Consider the following 19,332-nt stretch of genomic DNA (forward strand, 5'->3'; position numbering starts at 1 on the left):
GGATGAAAATAACGATGTCATCGGATTTTATTGGGCTTCATGAAGGCAAGTGGACTAAGGAACCCGTTGCTGCACGGATGGATGGGAATCGTTTCGTTGTGGAAGCTCGGGAAGGCAGTGACTTCTGGGAGAACACATTCTACGGGTTCTGTCATCGGGATGGACATGCCATGCTTGCTCCATGGGACGGAACGGAAGCGATTGAGGTATCGTTTGATCTAAGCTCATTCACCGAATTATATGATCAGGCGGGATTGATGTTATGGTATGGAGAAGACCAATGGATCAAGGCCGGAGTTGAGGTCAATGATGGCGTGGCCCATGTTGGAGCCGTCGTGACGGATACGTATTCCGATTGGTCACTCTCTCCTGTGCCAGAGTGGGGTGGACGAATCGTAACAATCAGAGCCTCCTACAGTAATGAGGCTGTTGTCATTCGTGCTCGCACAGATGAGCATCCTTGGCGTACGATTCGGGTTGCGCGGTTTGCCTATCCAACGAACAAACACGCAGGTCCATTTCTGTGTTCACCGAAGCGGGCAGGGTTCGAGGTAGCCTTTACCAAGTGGAAATCCACGACACCGGATGAAGACTTACACACAGATCCACCGATTACGGATTAAGACAAGTTAAGAGGTACGATAAACAATGAAACATGAACAGGTGTATCTGGCTTAGAAAGCAAGACAACACGAATAAGCAAATCTTCCATTAACGGAGGACTTGCTTATTTTTGTGTTTAAACTTGGACTCTGAAGAGTCTCCAGTTACTCATTTCATCATTCAACGGGGTCAGTGAGTTCTTTTCGCACATACAATAGAGTGCTTGCGAACTTTACTTGAGTTTAACGTTTATTTACTCGTGTCCGTATCCACGGACTCGTTCTCGTTCTCTTTTTCAACCTCATCATCATTGGACTTATTGAACTCAAGCATACGCTCCTCGTAATCGTCCAGGAACCATAACGGGTCCATACTGTCTTCCTCACCGTTGTAATTGATTACGATTTCGTCGCCAGCCTTGATGTCTGTATAAGCGTAGAAGTCAAAGGTGTGGTTATCAAAATTGATATCATAAGTAGCGTTAGGTTCATAGGAGTGGTTGATCAGACTGCCGTAGCCGAGCAGAATGGCCGTATGATTCGCCCCATATTCGAACACGTAATCTTCCAAAATCGTTTTTTCGACATGTTCATGATCTTCATTTGGGTAAGGCACAACGGGTGCCTGATGGATAAGCGTTCCTTTGGCAATATCAACGGTAGCAAATACCCCGCGGTTAAACTCACTACCATCACCCAACTTGGATTGTTTCACTTCAATCATAATCTTCACCTGATGCTCCTGTGGGAGCTCCGTTCTATATAATAGTAATTCGTTAAGGCAAAATTTTAACCCATACTTTCATATAAGGCAAATTTCAGACAAAAAGGTGCAATATTTTTGAATATGGCGTTGAGTTGTGCAGGATATAACGCTTATAATATACAAAGAATTAAGTCTATATAGAAAAGGTGTCATGAATGAGCATATTAAATGTAGAAAAATTAAGTCACGGTTTTGGTGACCGTGCTATCTTTAACGACGTTTCATTCCGCCTCTTGAAGGGCGAACATATTGGTCTGATCGGGGCCAATGGTGAAGGTAAATCCACCTTCATGAACATTATTACAGGAAAACTTCAGCCGGATGAAGGCAAGGTGGAGTGGTCCAAACGGATGCGCGTTGGTTATCTGGACCAGCACGCTGTATTGAATAAAGGCCAATCGATCCGTGACGTACTTCGCGGCGCGTTCCAGTATTTGTTTGACATGGAACAGGAAATGAATGATATGTATGGCAAAATGGGCGATGTTACACCGGAGGAGCTTGAACAACTGCTTGAAGACGTAGGTACGATTCAGGATACGCTGACAAACCAGGATTTCTACATGATCGATGCCAAAGTGGATGAAACCGCACGTGGGGTCTGGGTCTGACGGATATCGGTCTGGATAAAGACGTCAATGACCTAAGTGGTGGACAGCGTACCAAAGTACTGCTTGCCAAGCTGCTGCTGGAAAAACCCGATATTTTGCTCCTGGATGAGCCTACGAACTACTTGGATGAATTGCATATCGAATGGCTAAAACGCTATTTGCAGGAATATGAGAATGCATTTATTCTGATCTCTCACGATATTCCGTTCCTGAACAGTGTTATCAACTTGATCTATCACATGGAGAACCAGAATCTAACTCGCTATGTGGGCGATTATGATCACTTCCAGGAAGTGCATGAGATGAGAAAACAGCAGCTGGAGTCGGCGTACAAGCGCCAACAACAAGAAATTGCTGACCTCAAGGATTTTGTAGCGCGTAACAAAGCAAGTGTAGCTACACGTAATATGGCGATGTCCAGACAGAAGAAACTCGACAAGATGGATGTCATTGAGATCGCCAAGGAGAAACCGAAACCTCAGTTCAACTTCCGTGATGCAAGAACATCCGGCAAGCTCATTTTCGAAACCAAAGGACTTGTGATTGGTTACAACGAACCGTTGTCCAGACCACTGGATCTGCGCATGGAGCGCGGACAGAAGATCGCCCTTGTTGGTGCGAACGGAATCGGTAAAACAACCCTGATGCGCAGTATTTTGGGTGAAATTCAAGCTCTGGAAGGAACCGTTCAACGTGGTGAACATCTGGAGATTGGTTACTTCCAGCAAGAGATGAAGGATGCCAACTACAATACATGTATTGAAGAGATCTGGCAGGAGTTCCCTTCCTATACCCAATTCGAGGTGCGTGCTGCACTTGCAAAATGTGGTTTGACTACAAAACACATTGAGAGCAAGGTAGCTGTACTGAGTGGTGGCGAGAAAGCTAAAGTGCGTCTCTGTAAGCTGATCAATAATGAAACCAACCTGCTTGTGCTCGATGAGCCGACGAACCATCTGGACGTTGATGCCAAGGAAGAGTTGAAACGTGCGCTCAAGGCTTACAAAGGCAGTATTCTTCTAATCTCCCACGAACCGGAATTCTACCGTGATGTCGTTACGGAGACGTGGAACTGTGAGTCGTGGACAACAAAAGTATTCTAAATAGAGGTTGTTCAAAAAGTCCGCTTTTGATTACGAATCACGTGCGAGCTTGCGAACAAGCTCGAAGCGTGAGAAAAGGCGCGAATTTTGCTTGCAAAACAGGCAGAACTCGCGCCTTTTTTGCGTGGTTTTAACGAAAAATGTTTGAGCCGAATTCACAGTTGACAGCTTGAATAAGGCAATAATATAATTCAGGAAAGCGATTACATTTATATATTAAAAACCTGTTTCACTGTATAGGGGCAAAGAAAACACGGTATTCCGTATGGTTATCATTGCACTTAGAAGAGAAGACGGGCCTTTTTTTGCACTCCAATGAAACCGGTTTCATTGAAATAAGGAGGTGGACAAGAGCTCGTTACTAATCACTGGTTGCTGAGGAAAGGCTGAACAACAACACCGCGCATACAAGAACCATGCTTTCATCTTTCACGCCAAAGGAGAGAATGAACATTGGATAAACTCAGGAAACCCATGATATTTATGTTATCTGCAACACTTGCGCTGTCTTCCGGACCGTTGATGCTGCCGAGTAAGGCGTATGCCGATCTGAGCAGTATACCCGCCACATTGTTGCAGGACGATTTTTCGGATGGGAATTACACGGAATCACCCGCGTGGAACGTAAGCTCAGGCAACTGGGAAGTGTTCGCTGACCCGACAGATGCGTCCAACTTTACGCTTTTCCAGAGCGATACCAATGAAGGCATCATCTCTACTGGAGACTCCATGTCGGACATGACCGTGTCCATGCGCTTTTACACGGGAGCCGGTCAGGGGTATCCGGGAATATTGCCGCGGTTTCAGGATAAGAGCAACTATTATTATTTTCAAATGCAGGTACCTAACAACAAATTGGTCTTCAGCAAAAAGGTGAATAACGGCGACACAACGTTGAAAACGGTGGACTATGCGTTTGCCAAAGATACGTGGTACACACTCAAAATAGTGCTGTCGGGTGCCACCATTCGAGGATATATCGCCGAAAATAGCTCCGATCGGTTGGTATTTGATTTAAACGATTCTTCCATTGGGTCAGGTGTTGTTGGCATTCGAAATAAGTGGCAGTCGGTACATATGGATGACGTTATTATTGCCGAGAAGCCACCAGTGAACGATGCTTTGCTCACCATTGCAGAGCAGACGGCATCTTCGGTTTCCCTACAATGGTCTGAAATCGTAGGTGCATCAGCCTATCGCCTGTACCGTTCCTCTACGCCTGAAGGAGGTTATTCTCTGGTAACCAGTACCGGAACTTTGGAACACACGGATGAAGGATTAAGTGGGGATACGGTGTATTATTACAAGCTTGCCTATGAATACGGAGGATTAACTGAATCCTTGTGGTCTGCGCCGCTGGAAGTACGAACTACAGCGACGGCCCCTCAAGCTCCGAGCGAACTGAAGGCCGAAGCACTCAACGCAACGAGCGTGAAGTTATCTTGGGCCGCCGTGGACAAGTCAACTGGTTATCGCGTGGTTCGGGCCGAAGCTGGAAGTGAGCAATACGAGCAAATCTATGAAGGTAAAGGGCTCACATTCACGGATAATGCACTTGAGCCGGGCACCAGCTACAGCTATCGTGTGACGGCCTTTAATGCAGCTGGTGAGTCAGCGCCCACTGTTGCAGAAGGCACGACATACTCCATTGACTCTCCAGCAGAATTCGTTGCCACAGCTGTGACAGATACATCAATCTCTCTGGGGTGGAATGCCCTTACTGGATCTGATGTAACGTATACGCTCTCCAGGTCTACCAGTGCTACGGGTACGTATCAACAGGTCTATAGCGGGAATGAAAACACGTTTAACGATAGTGGGTTGACGATGGGCACAGGATATTTTTACATCATTCAGGCGACCGTGGACGGCGTAACTTCTCCAGCATCCGCACCGTTGGGTGTTGCCACACTTCGCACAAGCATCACACCGGGGCAATTGTGGCCAGATCTGGACGGGAAGCCGATTGATGCGCATGGGGCTGGCTTTTTCTATGATGAACAGACGGAGACCTATTACTGGTATGGCGAATATCATAAGGGCGGCTGGCCAGCTGTTGGTGTGCGTGTGTATTCATCCAAGGACCTGATGAATTGGACGGATGAAGGCATGGCGCTAACAACACTTCAATCCATGGATGATTTTGACAATGACCCGTTGATCTCCAAATTGTATGCGGGGCGTGAAGACCGCGTGGATATCTGGGCAGATATCCGCAAAGGACGGATTATTGAACGACCAAAGGTCATTTACAACGACAAAACGAAGAAATACGTAATGTGGGCCCACATGGATGGCGACAAGGACCCCTATAACGATAATGCGAACTACGGTAAGGCGAAAGCCGGTTATGCGATCAGTGACTCTCCAACTGGACCTTTTGTTTATCAGAAGAGTTACCGGATGGACAGAGCCCCGGAAGGGGAGAAAGATTACTTTCCAAGTGATAAGGGTATGGCACGTGACATGACGTTGTTCAAGGACGATGACGGCACTGGCTATCTGATCTACTCCAGTGAGGAAAACCTGACGCTCTATATCTCCAAACTGAATGAAGACTACAGCGACGTAACAGGGTGGCATAAGGAAGGACGAACGGATGACAAAGGCAATCCGGTACGAGATTCCACCTATCAGGCGGAATACGGCGTAGATTACGTGCGTGTATTCCCGGGAGGGCAACGCGAAGCACCGGCGATGTTCAAGTATCAGGGGAAATATTATATTTTGACTTCCGGAGCTTCCGGTTGGGCCCCTAACGAAAACAAAGTGACGGTGGCGGATAACATTTTTGGCCCGTGGTCAACGCAGACCAATCCGTTCGTGCGTACGTTGCCAACCGATCCTGAACCAGGCAAGGCATTTGGCACACAGACCACTTCCGTCATTCCGGTCGATCCGGAAAAGGGCAAGTTCATTTACGTGGGGGATACGTGGAATGGTGGCAATTTCTCGAATGATGCTGCAAAATACGTGTTCTTGCCAATTGAGTTTGGAATAGGCTCCGACATCGCGATCAAGTGGTATAACAGCTGGACACCTGATCTGCTGAATTCGATGGGCAAGGTTGATATCGCTGATCCCTTGCCAGAAGCCGTGGCGCTTGGCAAAGTACCATCCTTGCCAACGACATTGAATGTACGCGACGGTGGGGAACTGGTGTCAACGCCAGCGGTATGGACAATTGATAACCGGGCCATGACGGCAGAAGATTTTTCTAAGCCAGGACCGCTTACGTTGCAGGTAACGACACCGGAATATAACAACAAAAAGCAGGCGGTTCGTGTAAACGTCATTCCAGAGAATGCACTATATTTTGTGAATAGCGGAGGTTACGAAACGGCTGATTACAATCTCATGGGGGCCTATATGAAAGGAACGCTTGCGAACCCGGGAACGGCGGACCAGATGTACGCTCCAGCTGAGGGACGTAATTGGGGTTATGTCAGCGCAGATGCACTGGCATCCGGTTCGAATGGCGGGGATATATTCTCGACCGTACGTTACCTGAACGGTGGAAATGTCAGCAATTCTCCTAAAGGCACGGACTTAACTTATAGATTTGATGTGCCAAACGGGACATACGATGTCTACGCCGGATTCAACGATCCGTGGAGCAATACATCGCGCAGAGCGAATTTCATCATCAATGGCAACAATACCGGTGCAGTTACTTTTACGCCTGCCAGCGTTAGAGCCCACAAAGGCATCAGCGTGTCGGACAACAAACTGGAGTTGACCGTGAGCAATACGGCATCGCAGGACCCGATGATTAGCTGGATTATGATCGTTAAACCTGACGCCGCGCCACCTGCAAATGATAGTGCTGGCCTTAATGCTGATGCGTTAGATTCAACGAGCGCAACGCTTCGCTGGGATGCTCATCTTGGTGCAGCAAGCTACAAGCTCTACCGCTCAGATCGTGAGCAAGGAGAGTATAAGGTGGTCTACAGCGGCAATGGACGGGATTACACGGACAGTGAACTGAACCCCGGCACGGAATATTATTACAAAGTGGAAGCTTTTGATGCGACGGGACAATCCTTGAGAGGTGTATCTTCCGCTTATCAGGTGCACACGGCTCAGCAGAGCGCTGCCGATGTAGCAACAGGGATTACGGCACTGGAACAGCCTTCCGCAGGTGCAAAAAAACTGAAGTTACCATCCGTGCCACAAGGGTTCACGCTGAAGATCGCTTCCAGTTCGGTACCGTCCGTCATTCAAACCGATGGAACGATTATCCCACCATCTAAGGAAACAACGGTAACATTGGAGTTGGAAATTACTCGAGCTTCTGACGACAGCAGAGCCCTGACTGTACCGTTGACGGTGAAGGTGCTCGCATCTGTTCCTTCCCCTGGAGGTACGGACCCTGGTTCGGGCGGTAATACAGGCGGCAATTCCGGTGGGAATTCAGGAAATGGTTCTGGTTCAGGCAACAATGGCGGACAATCAGGAAGTGGAAGTCCAAGTACAGAGAATGCTGCACCACAGCCTAAACCTGAGAAAGACCGTTCAGTTCTGGAGTTGCAGGGACAGTCTGACCAGAAGGGTGTAGTGCAGTCCAATGTGGATGCTTCAACGATTAAAGAGGCTTTTCAAGTTGCCCCTTCAACGGATGCGGGTCAGCGCTTGGTCGAACTTCGGCTGAAGCCGGTTTCGGGAGCAACGGTATATGAAGTATCTCTGCCTGCCTCTGCGTTAATAGATCAGGGAGAGTCACATGTGTTCAACATTGTTACAGAGCTGGGAACGTTGGAGCTTCCTGCGACACTGTTAACAAAGGATATAGTTGGTGATGGGATTGCATCAATCCGACTGGTCAGAACGGAGCTGCCAAAAACAGTCGCAGATCAGCTTGGCACGCAATATGGAGTCCAACTCGAACTTCAACTGGATGGTCAACCATGGCCATCGGAAAGCGAATTGATACTTCGTCTGCCTTTCCAATCCTCACAAAATGCTCAGCAGGATCGGATTGTAGCATTTGCTATCGGCGCGAACGGTGTGGCAACTCCATTACCGCAAAGTTACTACGATCCAAACAGCGGGCAACTTGTATTTTCCGTAACATCACTCACAGGAAATTATGCTGTTGTGCCTGTTGAGCAGACATTCGCAGATCTTGCAGAAGTGCAGTGGGCCAAGAAAGCAATGGAGGCTTTGGCTGTTAGAGGTGTAATTGATGCTGAGGCAAGTGGTGATTCCACGCAGTTACATCCAAAACAGGAGATGACCCGCGGCCAATACATGCAGTGGTTGATGACTGCGCTGGGCTTGAATGCTTCTTCCGGGAATGCGTTCTCTGATGTAAACGAAAAGGCTCCATATTACCAAGCCGTTACAGCTGCGCGTTCGCTAGGTATCACCAGTGGTACAGGTGACGGGCGCTTCTTACCAGAGTCCACGATCACTCGTCAGGAGATGATGACATTGACAGTGAGAGCACTTGCGGCGGCTGGACTGGTTGACTCCGAGAAGGCTGGAACAGATAACCTTACTCGTTTCCGTGACGCTTCCGAGATTCGCTCTTATGCCCGGGATAGTGTGGCATTACTTGTAGATCTGGGCATCGCCCACGGGTACAACGGTGAGGTGAAACCACTTGCCGAAGCAACCCGAGCCGAATCGGCTACGTTGTTATATGCGATGATGAGCAAACTGGTATGGAAGAAATGATGATACACCAGAACCGTAGCGTTTGAAAAAGAAGGCTTACTTTGACCTGGAACCCAGGTTGGAGTAAGCCTTCTTAATTGTACGCCAGCCATGGGCGATAAGTAATTTACTCACCGAACGAGTAGTTTAATGTCGTTTTACAGTTGTTATCTGTAGATTATACGAATTATTATCTGTAATGTCTGCGAATTGTTAATTGTAATGTTTGCCGATTTGATATGCTTGCTCCAGCAAGCTTTCGATATGTTCTTTGGATTCTGAAATGGTTTCATAGAGGAATTCGACTCGGGATTCCTGCATTCTCGCATAGCCTGCGATCCCATTATTTAGATAGTTGGAAATCATGTTGTAATAGTCGTATTTATGGAATGAAGCCTCCGTCCCCCCAGCTAGTGCAATCCACAGTGCCTTTTTGGAGTTTGCCTTGTTCAGCAGACCCATGTTCCATACCTTGTCCAGATAAGCTTTGAGCATGGAGGGGACGTTGTACCACCAGATCGGGAAAACAAATACAATGGCATCAGCCGCAAGCACACGATCCAGCTCTTTGCGAATCACAGGGGCATGCTGTTTATCGGGATTTTGCCAGTCTCGCTCATCTTCTACACGATATAGGGGATCGAATCCGTCATGATATAGATCGAGTATATCGATTTCATGGGAATTCTCCTGCATACCTTCTATAAAACGATTCATCACGGCAAATGTTAGGGAATCCTGTCTTGGGTGAGTAACGACCAGTTTAACTTTCATGTAGGAGTAACCATCCTTTTTTCTTTTTATTTTGGTTAAACATTCTGACCAATGTTATTATAAGTTTCATGACATCTTCTTGAGAAGTACGCACCTGAGAGTGCTGTAGATACTTTGGGGTTCTTCGGTTACTTTTAATAACGGATATACATATATGTGAATTATGGGGGAGTACAAGTGGAACAAGAAATGAAAAAATATGAGAGTGGTGTTCAGGCGATGCTGGAACTGGTCGGTGGAAAATGGAGGATTCTTATTCTGCATCAGTTGATATCAGGTAAAAAACGAACAAGCGAACTTCGCAGAGCCATTCCTGGCATTACCCAGAAAGTCTTAACCCAGCAGCTGCGTGAACTGGAAAAGAATGAAATCATCCATCGGATCATTCATCCTCAGATTCCGCCCAAGGTAGAGTATGAGCTGACAGAGTACGGCTTGACACTACAGGACATCATTGACCGCATATGTCTGTGGGGAGAGAATCACTTGGACAGAGTATACGGAGATAAAAGCAGAGTGCTTGGAGATCATTTTAGTGACTATATTCCACTTTCAACTTCAACTTGAGCTGGCCGCCAAATTAAAATTAAAACAAAAACCGTCCTTGATTTGAAAAGTGGTCATACCCCTGTCAAGTAGACAGATGAAAAAAGCTATGCTGCCAGCGCGCATCGATATTCAATCGGTGCGCGCTGTTTGAGTTTGGCTTGAAAACGTCGGTAATTGTAATTGTACATATAATCTTCCACGGCTTGTCGAATCTCTACTTCTGAATTACACTGATTAAGGTACAGCTTCTCTGTCTTGAGATGCGAAAAGAAGGATTCGATGCATGCGTTATCCAGGCAGGTTGCTTTGCGAGAGTGGCTGCCCTTAATGCCGAATGCTTCTAATCGTGTGTTGTACGCCTGAGACGTATATTGGAAGCCCTGATCCGAATGGAGCACGGCTTCTGAAACGTCTCTTTTTTGTGTCCATTGTTCCACCGTATCCAATACGAGCTGAACATCGTTCCGTTTAGATAACTGCCAAGCTACAATCTCGTTGTTGAACAAGTCTTGAATCACGGACAGGTAAACGAATGAATTCCCATCCGAAATATAGGTAATATCCGTCACCATTTTTTGCTGGGGTGCTGTAGCATGAAATTGGCGCTTTAGGCGATTCGGATAGATCACAGATGGCGTATAGCTGGACTTCTTCCGCTTCTTGCGAATCACTGATTGGATCGATAGTTCCCGCATGATTCGATATACTTTCTTGTGATTCACGTTCAGGCCAGACTCCCAGAGCGCCGTTGTCATACGAGGATAACCAAACTCTCGGTTTTCAAAATGAATAGCCATCATGTGTTCTTTGATCTCACGGTCACGGTCTTGTCTTGCATCTCGCTGCGGCTGTGTTGCTCGCCATTTGTAGTAACTGGAACGGGGTATTCCTGTAATCGATAATAGGCGTGTAATGTCATGCGAGCAGCGCAATTCATCTATGATATCGTAGTTCTCCCGTTGGCTCAGCGCTTCTCCTTTACTAGATTTGGATACCGCTTTTTTAAATAATCCACCTGTGCTTGAAGATAGTCTCGTTCTTCCTCCACGCTGCCAAAGGCTTTACGGGGACGTCCCTTCAGTGGATTGGGCACACTGTTTTTTCGCTCATCGAACGCTTCCCCGTTTTTCCACTTTTTCACCCACACCTTCAGTTGTGAACAGTTTCGAATCCCCTCGCGCTCAGCAACCACCTTGTAACTTGAAGAACCTTCGACATAGGATCTAACTGCATTCAATTTGAATTCTTCCGTATATGTCTGAAATGTTTGCCCTTTTTTCGCCATAAAAATATCCCCTCCAAGTATCACTTGAACCTCCATGATAACATGAAGTTTTTTTTTAGTGTCTACTTAAAGGGGATAATACCAAAAGGAGGGTTTTTGTTGTTTTTTGTCCTTTATCAGCGAAACTGATAAATGCTATAAAATCATCGAAATTGACCCTTAACACCTGGTGTGTTAGGTTTTAGAGAGAAGAAATTAAATTAATGTGATGATTTTAGTCGGAATTAAAATCGAAGCAATGCGCGAGGTGGCAAACAGTGGAACTTCAAGTGACAAACAGCCCTTTTAATCAAGAACAAGTTGAACTGCTTAATCGTCTTATTCCTACATTGACCGATGGACAACGTACTTGGTTGAGCGGATATATTGCAGCAATTCAGGCAAGCGCGACAATAGCGGCTCCAGCTAACCTGGTACAGGCTGCACCAACTACAGGTATTGCACCTGTCAGTGCTCCGCCAGTATCCCGGGAAGTTACCGTACTCTTCGGTTCACAAACCGGGAATTCCAGTAGCCTATCGAAAAAGCTGGCCAAGAAACTTGAAGAGCAAGGTCTTCAGGTAACGTTGTCATCGATGGGAGATTTCAAACCGAACGGACTCAAGAAAATTGAAAATCTTCTCATCATCGTCAGTACGCATGGCGAAGGCGAACCACCAGATAATGCGATTCCGCTGCATGAATTCCTGAACAGCAAACGGGCTCCGAAGCTTGAAGGACTTCGTTACTCGGTGTTGGCTCTGGGAGATACCTCCTATGAGTTCTTCTGTCAGACAGGTAAGGACTTCGATAAACGATTGCAGGAGTTGGGTGGTACAGCGCTTGTACCGCGTGTGGACTGTGATGTTGATTTTGATGAAGCAGCTGCAGAGTGGATGAATGAAGTACTGGCATCCTTAAGTAGTACATCTGCTGGTGCGAGTACGGTAACCACTGAGGCTGTCACAGCAGCGGTGAGCGGCGGGGAATCCGAATATGATCGCACGAATCCATTCAAGGCTGAAGTGTTGGAAAATCTCAATCTGAATGGCAGAGGATCAGATCGTGAAACACGCCACATTGAGTTGTCTTTGGAAGGCTCCAGTCTGGACTACGAGCCAGGTGACAGCCTTGGGGTATTCCCTGAGAATCACCCGCGCCTTGTTGATGAATTGATTGCAGCCATGGGATGGAATGCCGATGAGCGTGTGACCGTGAATAAAAACGGAGATCAGGCATCTGTGCATGAAGCGTTGCTGCGTTATTTTGACATTACAGCGGTGACGAAACCGGTGGTGGAACAACTTGCGAAACTGAATCCTGGGAGTGGACTGACGGCGTTACTGGCAGATGATTCCGAATTCCGTACAGTCATGAATAGCTGTGATCTGCTGGATCTGGTTCAGGATTATAATCTGAAAGGTATTCCTGCTGCAGAATTCGTAGCTGTTCTTCGCAAAATTCCGGCACGTCTGTATTCGATAGCGAGTAGTTCGAAGTCTTTCCCGGATGAAGTTCATCTTACCGTTCGTACGGTACGTTATGAAGCGCGTGGCAGAGAACGTTACGGTGTATGCTCGGTACATCTGGCTGAACGAATCGAAGCTGGCGACACCCTGCCTGTATATATACAGCATAACCCGAATTTCAAGCTGCCTGAGAACCCGGATACACCAATCATCATGGTTGGCCCAGGTACAGGTGTAGCGCCGTTCAGATCTTTCCTTGGTGAGCGTGAAGAAACAGGAGCAGAGGGCAAGACATGGCTGTTCTACGGGGATCAGCATTTCGCCACGGACTTCTTGTACCAGACGGAGTGGCAGCGTTGGCTCAAAGATGGTGTGCTCACAAAGATGGATGTAGCCTTCTCACGTGATACGGAACAGAAAGTGTATGTACAACATCGCATGCTGGAACACAGCAAAGAACTGTACCAGTGGCTTCAGGAAGGTGCAAGCGTATATATCTGTGGTGACGAGAAAAAAATGGCACATGATGTGCATGCTGCGCTCACCACGATTCTTGAACAAGAAGGCGGTTTATCGCCTGAGCAGGCATCGGAATATCTGACACGGTTACAGCAGGAGAAACGTTATCAGCGGGACGTCTATTAATTACCGGCCCAGCCGGATTGCACCATCCCGCAGAGACGAGAGGAGAAAGCAGCATGGTTTATAATAACTTACTTAACCCACAGCGCACGAATAGTGATGTGGAAGATATAAAGATCAAAAGTGATTACTTGCGCGGAAGTCTGACCGAAACGTTAGCCGATCGTATCACGGGGGCTATTCCAGAGGACGACAACCGTCTGATGAAACACCACGGCAGTTATATGCAGGATGACCGTGACCTGCGCAATGAGCGTCACAAATCCAAGCTGGAGCCTGCATACCAATTCATGTTGCGTGTGCGTGCTTCCGGTGGGATTGTAACTCCAGAGCAGTGGTTGATGATGGACAGAGTGGCACATAAATATGCAAATGAGACGATTCGTCTGACCACACGTCAGTCTTTCCAACTGCATGGTGTACTGAAGTGGGATCTTAAGAACACCATTCGCGAAGTGAACGATTCGTTGCTAAGCACACTGGCTGCATGTGGTGACGTAAACCGTAACGTGATGTGTAACCCGAATCCGAATCAATCTGATGTGCATGCTGAAGTGTATGAGTGGGCATGTCAGGTGAGCAATCATCTGGACCCTCGTACGCGGGCTTATCATGAGCTATGGCTGGACGGCGAGAAAGTGATTGATTCTCAGGACTCCGACGAAGAAGTTGAACCAATCTATGGCAAAGTGTATTTGCCACGGAAGTTCAAAATCGGTATTGCTGTACCACCATCCAATGATGTGGACGTCTATTCACAGGATCTTGGCTTTATTGCTATTGTGGAGAACGGCAAGTTGCAAGGCTTCAACGTTTCCGTAGGAGGCGGCATGGGGATGTCTCATGGTGACGCCAAAACCTATCCTCAGGTGTCCAAAGTCATTGGTTTCTGTACGCCGGAGCAAATGATTGATGTTGCAGAGAAAACAGTTATGATTCAGCGTGATTATGGAGATCGTGCAGTTCGTAAACATGCTCGTTTCAAATATACGCTGGATGATCGTGGTGTGGAGTGGTTTGTCGAAGAGCTGACCAGCCGTCTGGGATGGAAACTGGATGCGGCACGCCCGTATCATTTTGAGACTAACGGAGATCGATATGGTTGGGTAAAAGGTAATAATGGCAGATGGCACTACACGCTGTTCATTCAGAATGGTCGTGTAAAGGATGTTGATGGATATCCTCTCATGACGGGTTTACGTGAAATTGCCAAAGTGCATACGGGTGATTTCCGTCTGACTGCGAACCAGAATCTGATCATCGGTAATATTAGCAGCCAGAAGAAGAAAAAGATCGAAGCGCTGATTCAGCAGTATAATCTGACCGATGGTGCGCATTACTCAGCGTTGCGCAGAAGTTCCATGGCTTGTGTTGCGTTTCCGACCTGCGGCCTTGCGATGGCTGAGTCCGAACGTTACTTGCCGTCCCTGATCGACAAACTGGAGCCTGTACTGGACGAAGCCGGGCTGAGAGACAAAGAGATTGTCATTCGGATGACGGGTTGCCCGAACGGATGCGCAAGACCGATGCTGGCGGAGATTTCATTTATCGGTAAAGCGCCGGGTAAATACAACATGTATCTCGGTGGCAGCTTCACCGGACATCGCTTGAATAAGCTGTACAAAGAAAACATTGGCGAAACCGAGATTCTGGACACATTAACTCCAATGGTGAACCAGTATGCTAAAGAGCGCAATGAAGGTGAACATTTCGGAGACTTTGTCATTCGTGTGGGTTATGTTCCTGAAGTGTTGGATGGTCGACAATTTCACGCTTAATTGACCGAGTAAGATAACTGAAATTAGGACTGATTTAGGGCGGAAGCATTTCTTTATGGGGTGCTTCTTGTCTGCTATATATGGAGTGAATAGAGGTAACGTTAGTTGCTGCTGAGAGATTTATGAGAGGATAAACTGAGGCTAACCTTCAAATGGAGATGGATAATCGCCGCAGTTATTCCCATTATTTCGTGTGTATTAACTTGTTGAAGTACGCTCAACAAGATATAATGGCATAGTAGAAAGCAGATTAAATGTTGAAAGTGAGCGGAAACGATATGGGTCGTAAGTGGAATAATATCAAGGAAAAGAAAGCTTCAAAAGATGCAAACACGAGCCGGGTCTACGCTAAATTCGGCGTTGAGATCTATGTAGCTGCCAAGAAGGGCGAACCGGACCCGGAAGCGAACCGTGCACTGAAAGTCGTGCTGGAACGTGCCAAAACGTATAATGTACCCAAAGCCATCATTGATCGTGCGATGGAAAAAGCAAAAGGCAGCGGGGATGAGAACTATGAAGAGTTGCGTTATGAAGGCTTCGGACCGAATGGTGCGATGGTCATCGTTGATGCACTCACCAACAATGTGAATCGTACAGCGCCGGAAGTGCGCTCTGCGTTTAACAAAAACGCTGGTAACATGGGTGTCAGTGGTTCAGTTGCATACATGTTTGATCCAACAGCGGTTATCGGTATAGAAGGCAAAAACTCCGAGGAAGTACTGGAACTTTTGCTTGAAGCAGATGTGGATGTACGTGATATCGTGGACGAAGACGAAGCTGTAATTGTATATGCAGAACCGGATCAATTCCACGCTGTACAAGAAGCATTCAAAGCTGCTGGTATTACTGAGTTCACAGTAGCCGAGCTAACCATGCTTGCGCAAAACCATATTGAACTTCCAGAGGATGCACAAGCTCAGTTTGAGAAACTGATCGATGCGCTTGAAGACCTTGAAGATGTTCAGCAGGTCTACCATAACGTAGAGTTCGTGTAAAAGAACGAGGCGATACGTGGTTTGATTGCATAAAAAGAGTGTCTGACCAATCTGCGGGATTGGACGGACACTCTTTTTTTGTTTGTTTATGAGTCAGACTGCAACGTTCCAGGGGACTGATCTGATTTTTCCGATTTACTTCCACCGAACTTGAACAACACAATTCCGCCAACAATGACAAGTACACCAAGCAGCTGATTCCATGAAAAAGGAATTTGCTCCAGACCGAGCCACCCCATGGAATCAAACAATAGAGCAAAGCTCAGTTGGGATGTTAGCACGATCGAGATGGCATATGTGGGACCAAGTAGCTTCATCCCTTGCACGAGACAGAAGACCACGCCAACGCCGATGGCTCCACTGAGCCAGTACCAAGGTTGCATATGCTGGAAGCTGAATGTATTCTTGCCCTCCACTAGCAGGGAGATGAGGAAAGAAGCAATGAATCCGGTGAAAAGCACCATCGTTGTTGTGGACCATGAACCGGTGCGTTCATTGACTTTGCTATTAAAAATCGTTTGCAGACTGACAAGTGCACCTGCCAGTAGTGCAAGCGAAATACCTGTGATTAACATGGTTGTCGAACTCCTTATTCATAAATATTGTGACCTGCTATTTCCCTTAGACCCGCTCGATCCTTGATCATAATCAATCCCTGATGTCGTTCAATTAACCCGTCTGCACAGAGCTTCTGGATGACCCGGTTCAGGTGTCGGTAACTGGTGCCGATCAGATTCGCGATGTCGGTCAGATTGAACGCGTCCAGCTCTTCATGAACGACGTTGCCCGCTTCTTCTGTTGAGATGGAGAGCAGGTAGCTGACTAGACGAACCTCAACGGGATACATCAGGTTGAAATTGGAAAAGTTCGAGTCAATGTAGAATTTGTGAGAGATGATTTTAAGCAAAAATTTAAGTAAAGGTGCATAATCGCTGGCAAGCTCAGCAAGCCATTGATAATGAATGCGAAGCATCACCACAGGTGAGACTGCCTGAACCGTATTAACAATATCGCTTTCACGGACATATTCTATGTCACCGACGACTTCAAGCGGTGTTTTGAAACAAAGCACCAGCGTTTTGTCCTGTGCGGAGGTGGTGAAAATCTTGATTTTACCTTCAACCAGTACGTATAAATATTCGGAAGTTTCCCCTTCACGACAGATCAGTTCACACTTCTCAAAGTGGCATAACGTCATATGTGTACGCAGGGGCTCGTGAAATACAGTTTCGAGTTGATATTGCTTCAGATATTGTATTAATTGTTGCTCGTTATGGATCTCTTGCACGCTGTTATTCACCCCCGACGATATGTTTCAATCCTTTTTCTAAAAACTATAGTTTCATAATAATGACACCAGTCACCATTAAGGCAATGCCTAGAAATTGCGGCAGTTTCATCTTTTGTTTCACCACGCCGAACCATCCGTTACTATCCACTAGAAAAGTCAGGAACAGCTGAGCAATGAGCAGAGCCGAGATCGTGAATGTAACCCCAATTTGCTGAATGGCCGTCACTTCGCTGAAAATAATGACGGCGCCAAAAGCACCTCCCGCTAGGTACATAGGTTTTACTTGTTTGAGTCCTTGAAGGTTGGTGTCTCTAACAAACATTAGGATCAGCGCCGCTAAGATGAATCCTGTCAGTTGTGTAATCGTAGCGGCCTGCCATGTGCCCATGTCGGTGCTAATCCGAGTATTGGCAACCCCTTGGAGCGTGATACACGCGCCGCCCAGTAATGCAAAAATAATTCCTCTCATATGTACGCTCCTTATTCAATCACTTCGACTTCTATTATTAAATGATAAATTGACTCTGAACGCCAAGGACAAATGTCCTGAGCTTTGAAGTCACAGCATCTAGAGTACAATAAAGAACTCGGGAAATCCAGATGGGGCATGAAGAGAGGCGTGGCATATGTGCTCAGTACTCATTTTTCATCATAATCGAACGAACCAGTGACACCTTATTGTACTGATTCGATTGAATTGAGAAATCTAACGAATCTCAGCGACGTTAAATGGGCTATGCTGGGTAGAAATAGGCGGTAAAACAGGGGGAATGGAGGCATAGGGTGTCTGCGATTCGTTACTATTGAGAATCGGCAAATATTCGCTCAATAGAGTGTGTCAGGTTCGTCAGCTATCCAAGAAATGAAACGAGAGTCTGCCGAGCGTACCCCGGAGCATAGAAAGTATCCAAAGCTCCAGGGTAGGACAGGCAATGAGATTAGAAGCAATCAGCTAGAAGATCCTCTCCGTACAAATCCAATGATCCTATTAGATCACAGTGTACACGGGCTTCTCGCCTACAAAACGAACAGACAATTCGGGAAAACGTTCTGCCAACCTGTCTGCTAATAGCTTCATTCCCGGAGCCTCGCTCTCTGCATGCCCCATCATGATCAGTGCCTTGGACTTGCCTTGTTGCACGGCATCACGGATATATTCCGGTGTCTCCCATTCGAATCCTTCTCCAGCAATGATGAGATCCAATTGCTCATTCTGAATCAAAGGAATCGTCACATGTCCATTACCACGAAAACCTACCAGTACCGCTGCACGTCTACAGACTATTTCCGCATTGCCTGCAACGCGTACATAATCGATGCCCAGGGAACTTTTCACATGGTGAGCAATAGCTTGGGCGGTGCGTCCTTCCGGAAAAGAAAGGATGTCTGCTTCCGCTAGTTGTTGCTCCACATAAGAGGACCACCCCAAGGCCTGAATCAGTCCTTCGGTAATGCCATCCGGTTGGAAGCGGTGGATGATATCATGACATCGATAGATGGAAATGCCTGCTTCGGTGATCAAGCTTTTTTTAGTTTCATAAACTGGATCATTGGCTAACCAATCGGTATGACTGTGATGGTTGTAGAAGGGGGATTCATGAGCGATAATTAGATTGGCCCCACGTTGTACGGCATGTTCAATGACATGTTGAGTGGGCATAAAAGTAACAAACACACCTGTGACCGTTTGGTCGGACGAGCCAGTAATCAGCCGATCTACCGTGTTCTCCGGTAACTCTACATGGGCTGTGAGATACTGTATAATGTCTTGAATGGTTATATTCATGGACATAAGTCCTCCAAAATAATAGATTTTATAGTTATTGTATC

At 46.8% G+C, this 19,332-nt stretch carries 14 protein-coding genes and 1 pseudogene; 7 read left to right on the forward strand and 8 right to left on the reverse strand.

From position 1 onward, the window contains the following. Positions 1-2: 2 nt before the first annotated feature. Positions 3-623 carry a DUF1349 domain-containing protein gene (locus BS614_RS17140; protein WP_244898150.1) on the forward strand — a complete coding sequence of 207 codons (621 nt, stop codon included), beginning with the start codon at positions 3-5 and terminating at the stop codon, positions 621-623. A gap of 229 nt (positions 624-852) precedes the next feature. Here BS614_RS17140 and BS614_RS17145 read toward each other — a convergent pair whose 3' ends face one another. Then, entirely contained in the window at positions 853-1,326 is a 474-nt protein-coding gene (locus BS614_RS17145) for an SET domain-containing protein (RefSeq protein WP_074096882.1), read from the reverse strand. Between the two features lie 197 nt (positions 1,327-1,523). On the opposite strand from BS614_RS17145, the pseudogene BS614_RS17150 reads away from it, so the two are divergent. Beyond that, a pseudogene (locus BS614_RS17150) lies at positions 1,524-3,082 on the forward strand (ABC-F family ATP-binding cassette domain-containing protein). 453 nt (positions 3,083-3,535) lie between these two features. After that, positions 3,536-8,761 (forward strand): S-layer homology domain-containing protein, encoded by a 5,226-nt coding sequence (locus BS614_RS17155; protein WP_074094852.1) that lies wholly within the window; start codon positions 3,536-3,538, stop codon positions 8,759-8,761. Positions 8,762-8,953: 192 nt separating this feature from the next. Here BS614_RS17155 and BS614_RS17160 read toward each other — a convergent pair whose 3' ends face one another. After that, positions 8,954-9,514 (reverse strand): NAD(P)H oxidoreductase, encoded by a 561-nt coding sequence (locus tag BS614_RS17160; RefSeq protein ID WP_036670680.1) that lies wholly within the window; start codon positions 9,512-9,514, stop codon positions 8,954-8,956. Positions 9,515-9,691: 177 nt separating this feature from the next. Here BS614_RS17160 and BS614_RS17165 point away from each other — a divergent pair, with 177 nt between their 5' ends. Next, a complete protein-coding gene (locus BS614_RS17165; protein WP_280523071.1) occupies positions 9,692-10,081 on the forward strand; it encodes a winged helix-turn-helix transcriptional regulator in 390 nt (129 codons plus the stop codon). A gap of 86 nt (positions 10,082-10,167) precedes the next feature. Here BS614_RS17165 and BS614_RS17170 read toward each other — a convergent pair whose 3' ends face one another. Together BS614_RS17170 and BS614_RS32570 are read right to left on the reverse strand one after the other, a co-directional pair. Then, positions 10,168-11,031, reverse strand: coding sequence for an IS3 family transposase (locus BS614_RS17170; protein WP_074094028.1), 864 nt, complete (start codon positions 11,029-11,031; stop codon positions 10,168-10,170). Continuing rightward, positions 11,028-11,348 (reverse strand): transposase, encoded by a 321-nt coding sequence (locus BS614_RS32570; protein WP_074094027.1) that lies wholly within the window; start codon positions 11,346-11,348, stop codon positions 11,028-11,030. The genes BS614_RS17170 and BS614_RS32570 overlap by 4 nt, the downstream gene beginning before the upstream one ends. Before the next feature lie 257 nt (positions 11,349-11,605). Between BS614_RS32570 and BS614_RS17180 the strand changes: the two genes are divergently transcribed. From BS614_RS17180 to BS614_RS17190, 3 genes are all read left to right on the forward strand, one after another. Beyond that, positions 11,606-13,441: an assimilatory sulfite reductase (NADPH) flavoprotein subunit gene (locus tag BS614_RS17180; RefSeq protein ID WP_074094853.1), complete on the forward strand. Its 1,836-nt coding sequence runs from the start codon at positions 11,606-11,608 to the stop codon at positions 13,439-13,441. A gap of 53 nt (positions 13,442-13,494) precedes the next feature. Further along, positions 13,495-15,216 carry an assimilatory sulfite reductase (NADPH) hemoprotein subunit gene (gene cysI / locus BS614_RS17185; protein ID WP_074094854.1) on the forward strand — a complete coding sequence of 574 codons (1,722 nt, stop codon included), beginning with the start codon at positions 13,495-13,497 and terminating at the stop codon, positions 15,214-15,216. A 278-nt stretch (positions 15,217-15,494) separates the two neighbouring features. Continuing rightward, the gene (locus BS614_RS17190; protein WP_074096883.1) at positions 15,495-16,211 is read left to right on the forward strand and encodes a YebC/PmpR family DNA-binding transcriptional regulator; all 717 of its coding nucleotides are present in this window, start codon (positions 15,495-15,497) and stop codon (positions 16,209-16,211) included. Between the two features lie 86 nt (positions 16,212-16,297). Here the strand turns inward: BS614_RS17190 and BS614_RS17195 are convergent, their stop codons facing one another. The 4 genes from BS614_RS17195 to BS614_RS17210 all read right to left on the reverse strand — a co-directional run bounded on the left by BS614_RS17195 (position 16,298) and on the right by BS614_RS17210 (position 19,288). Continuing rightward, positions 16,298-16,786: a DMT family transporter gene (locus BS614_RS17195; RefSeq protein WP_074094855.1), complete on the reverse strand. Its 489-nt coding sequence runs from the start codon at positions 16,784-16,786 to the stop codon at positions 16,298-16,300. A gap of 14 nt (positions 16,787-16,800) precedes the next feature. Further along, positions 16,801-17,499 (reverse strand): Crp/Fnr family transcriptional regulator, encoded by a 699-nt coding sequence (locus BS614_RS17200; RefSeq protein WP_047842749.1) that lies wholly within the window; start codon positions 17,497-17,499, stop codon positions 16,801-16,803. 46 nt (positions 17,500-17,545) lie between these two features. Then, on the reverse strand, positions 17,546-17,971 hold the full coding sequence (locus tag BS614_RS17205; RefSeq protein ID WP_036608521.1) for a DMT family transporter: 426 nt from the start codon (positions 17,969-17,971) through the stop codon (positions 17,546-17,548). Between the two features lie 519 nt (positions 17,972-18,490). Then, entirely contained in the window at positions 18,491-19,288 is a 798-nt protein-coding gene (locus BS614_RS17210; RefSeq protein ID WP_074094856.1) for a Nif3-like dinuclear metal center hexameric protein, read from the reverse strand. Between the last annotated feature and the right edge of the window lie 44 nt (positions 19,289-19,332).

The organism is Paenibacillus xylanexedens (genome assembly GCF_001908275.1).
In the GTDB taxonomy this organism is placed as follows: domain Bacteria; phylum Bacillota; class Bacilli; order Paenibacillales; family Paenibacillaceae; genus Paenibacillus; species Paenibacillus xylanexedens_A.

Coding starts and splice junctions, on each gene's coding strand:
- BS614_RS17145 (WP_074096882.1), bottom strand. CDS start 1,326: ATGATTGAAGTGAAACAATCCAAGTTGGGTGATGGTAGTGAGTTTAAC.
- BS614_RS32570 (WP_074094027.1), bottom strand. CDS start 11,348: ATGGCGAAAAAAGGGCAAACATTTCAGACATATACGGAAGAATTCAAA.
- BS614_RS17160 (WP_036670680.1), bottom strand. CDS start 9,514: ATGAAAGTTAAACTGGTCGTTACTCACCCAAGACAGGATTCCCTAACA.
- BS614_RS17205 (WP_036608521.1), bottom strand. CDS start 17,971: ATGAGAGGAATTATTTTTGCATTACTGGGCGGCGCGTGTATCACGCTC.
- BS614_RS17140 (WP_244898150.1), top strand. CDS start 3: ATGAAAATAACGATGTCATCGGATTTTATTGGGCTTCATGAAGGCAAG.
- cysI (WP_074094854.1), top strand. CDS start 13,495: ATGGTTTATAATAACTTACTTAACCCACAGCGCACGAATAGTGATGTG.
- BS614_RS17190 (WP_074096883.1), top strand. CDS start 15,495: ATGGGTCGTAAGTGGAATAATATCAAGGAAAAGAAAGCTTCAAAAGAT.
- BS614_RS17210 (WP_074094856.1), bottom strand. CDS start 19,288: ATGAATATAACCATTCAAGACATTATACAGTATCTCACAGCCCATGTA.
- BS614_RS17195 (WP_074094855.1), bottom strand. CDS start 16,786: ATGTTAATCACAGGTATTTCGCTTGCACTACTGGCAGGTGCACTTGTC.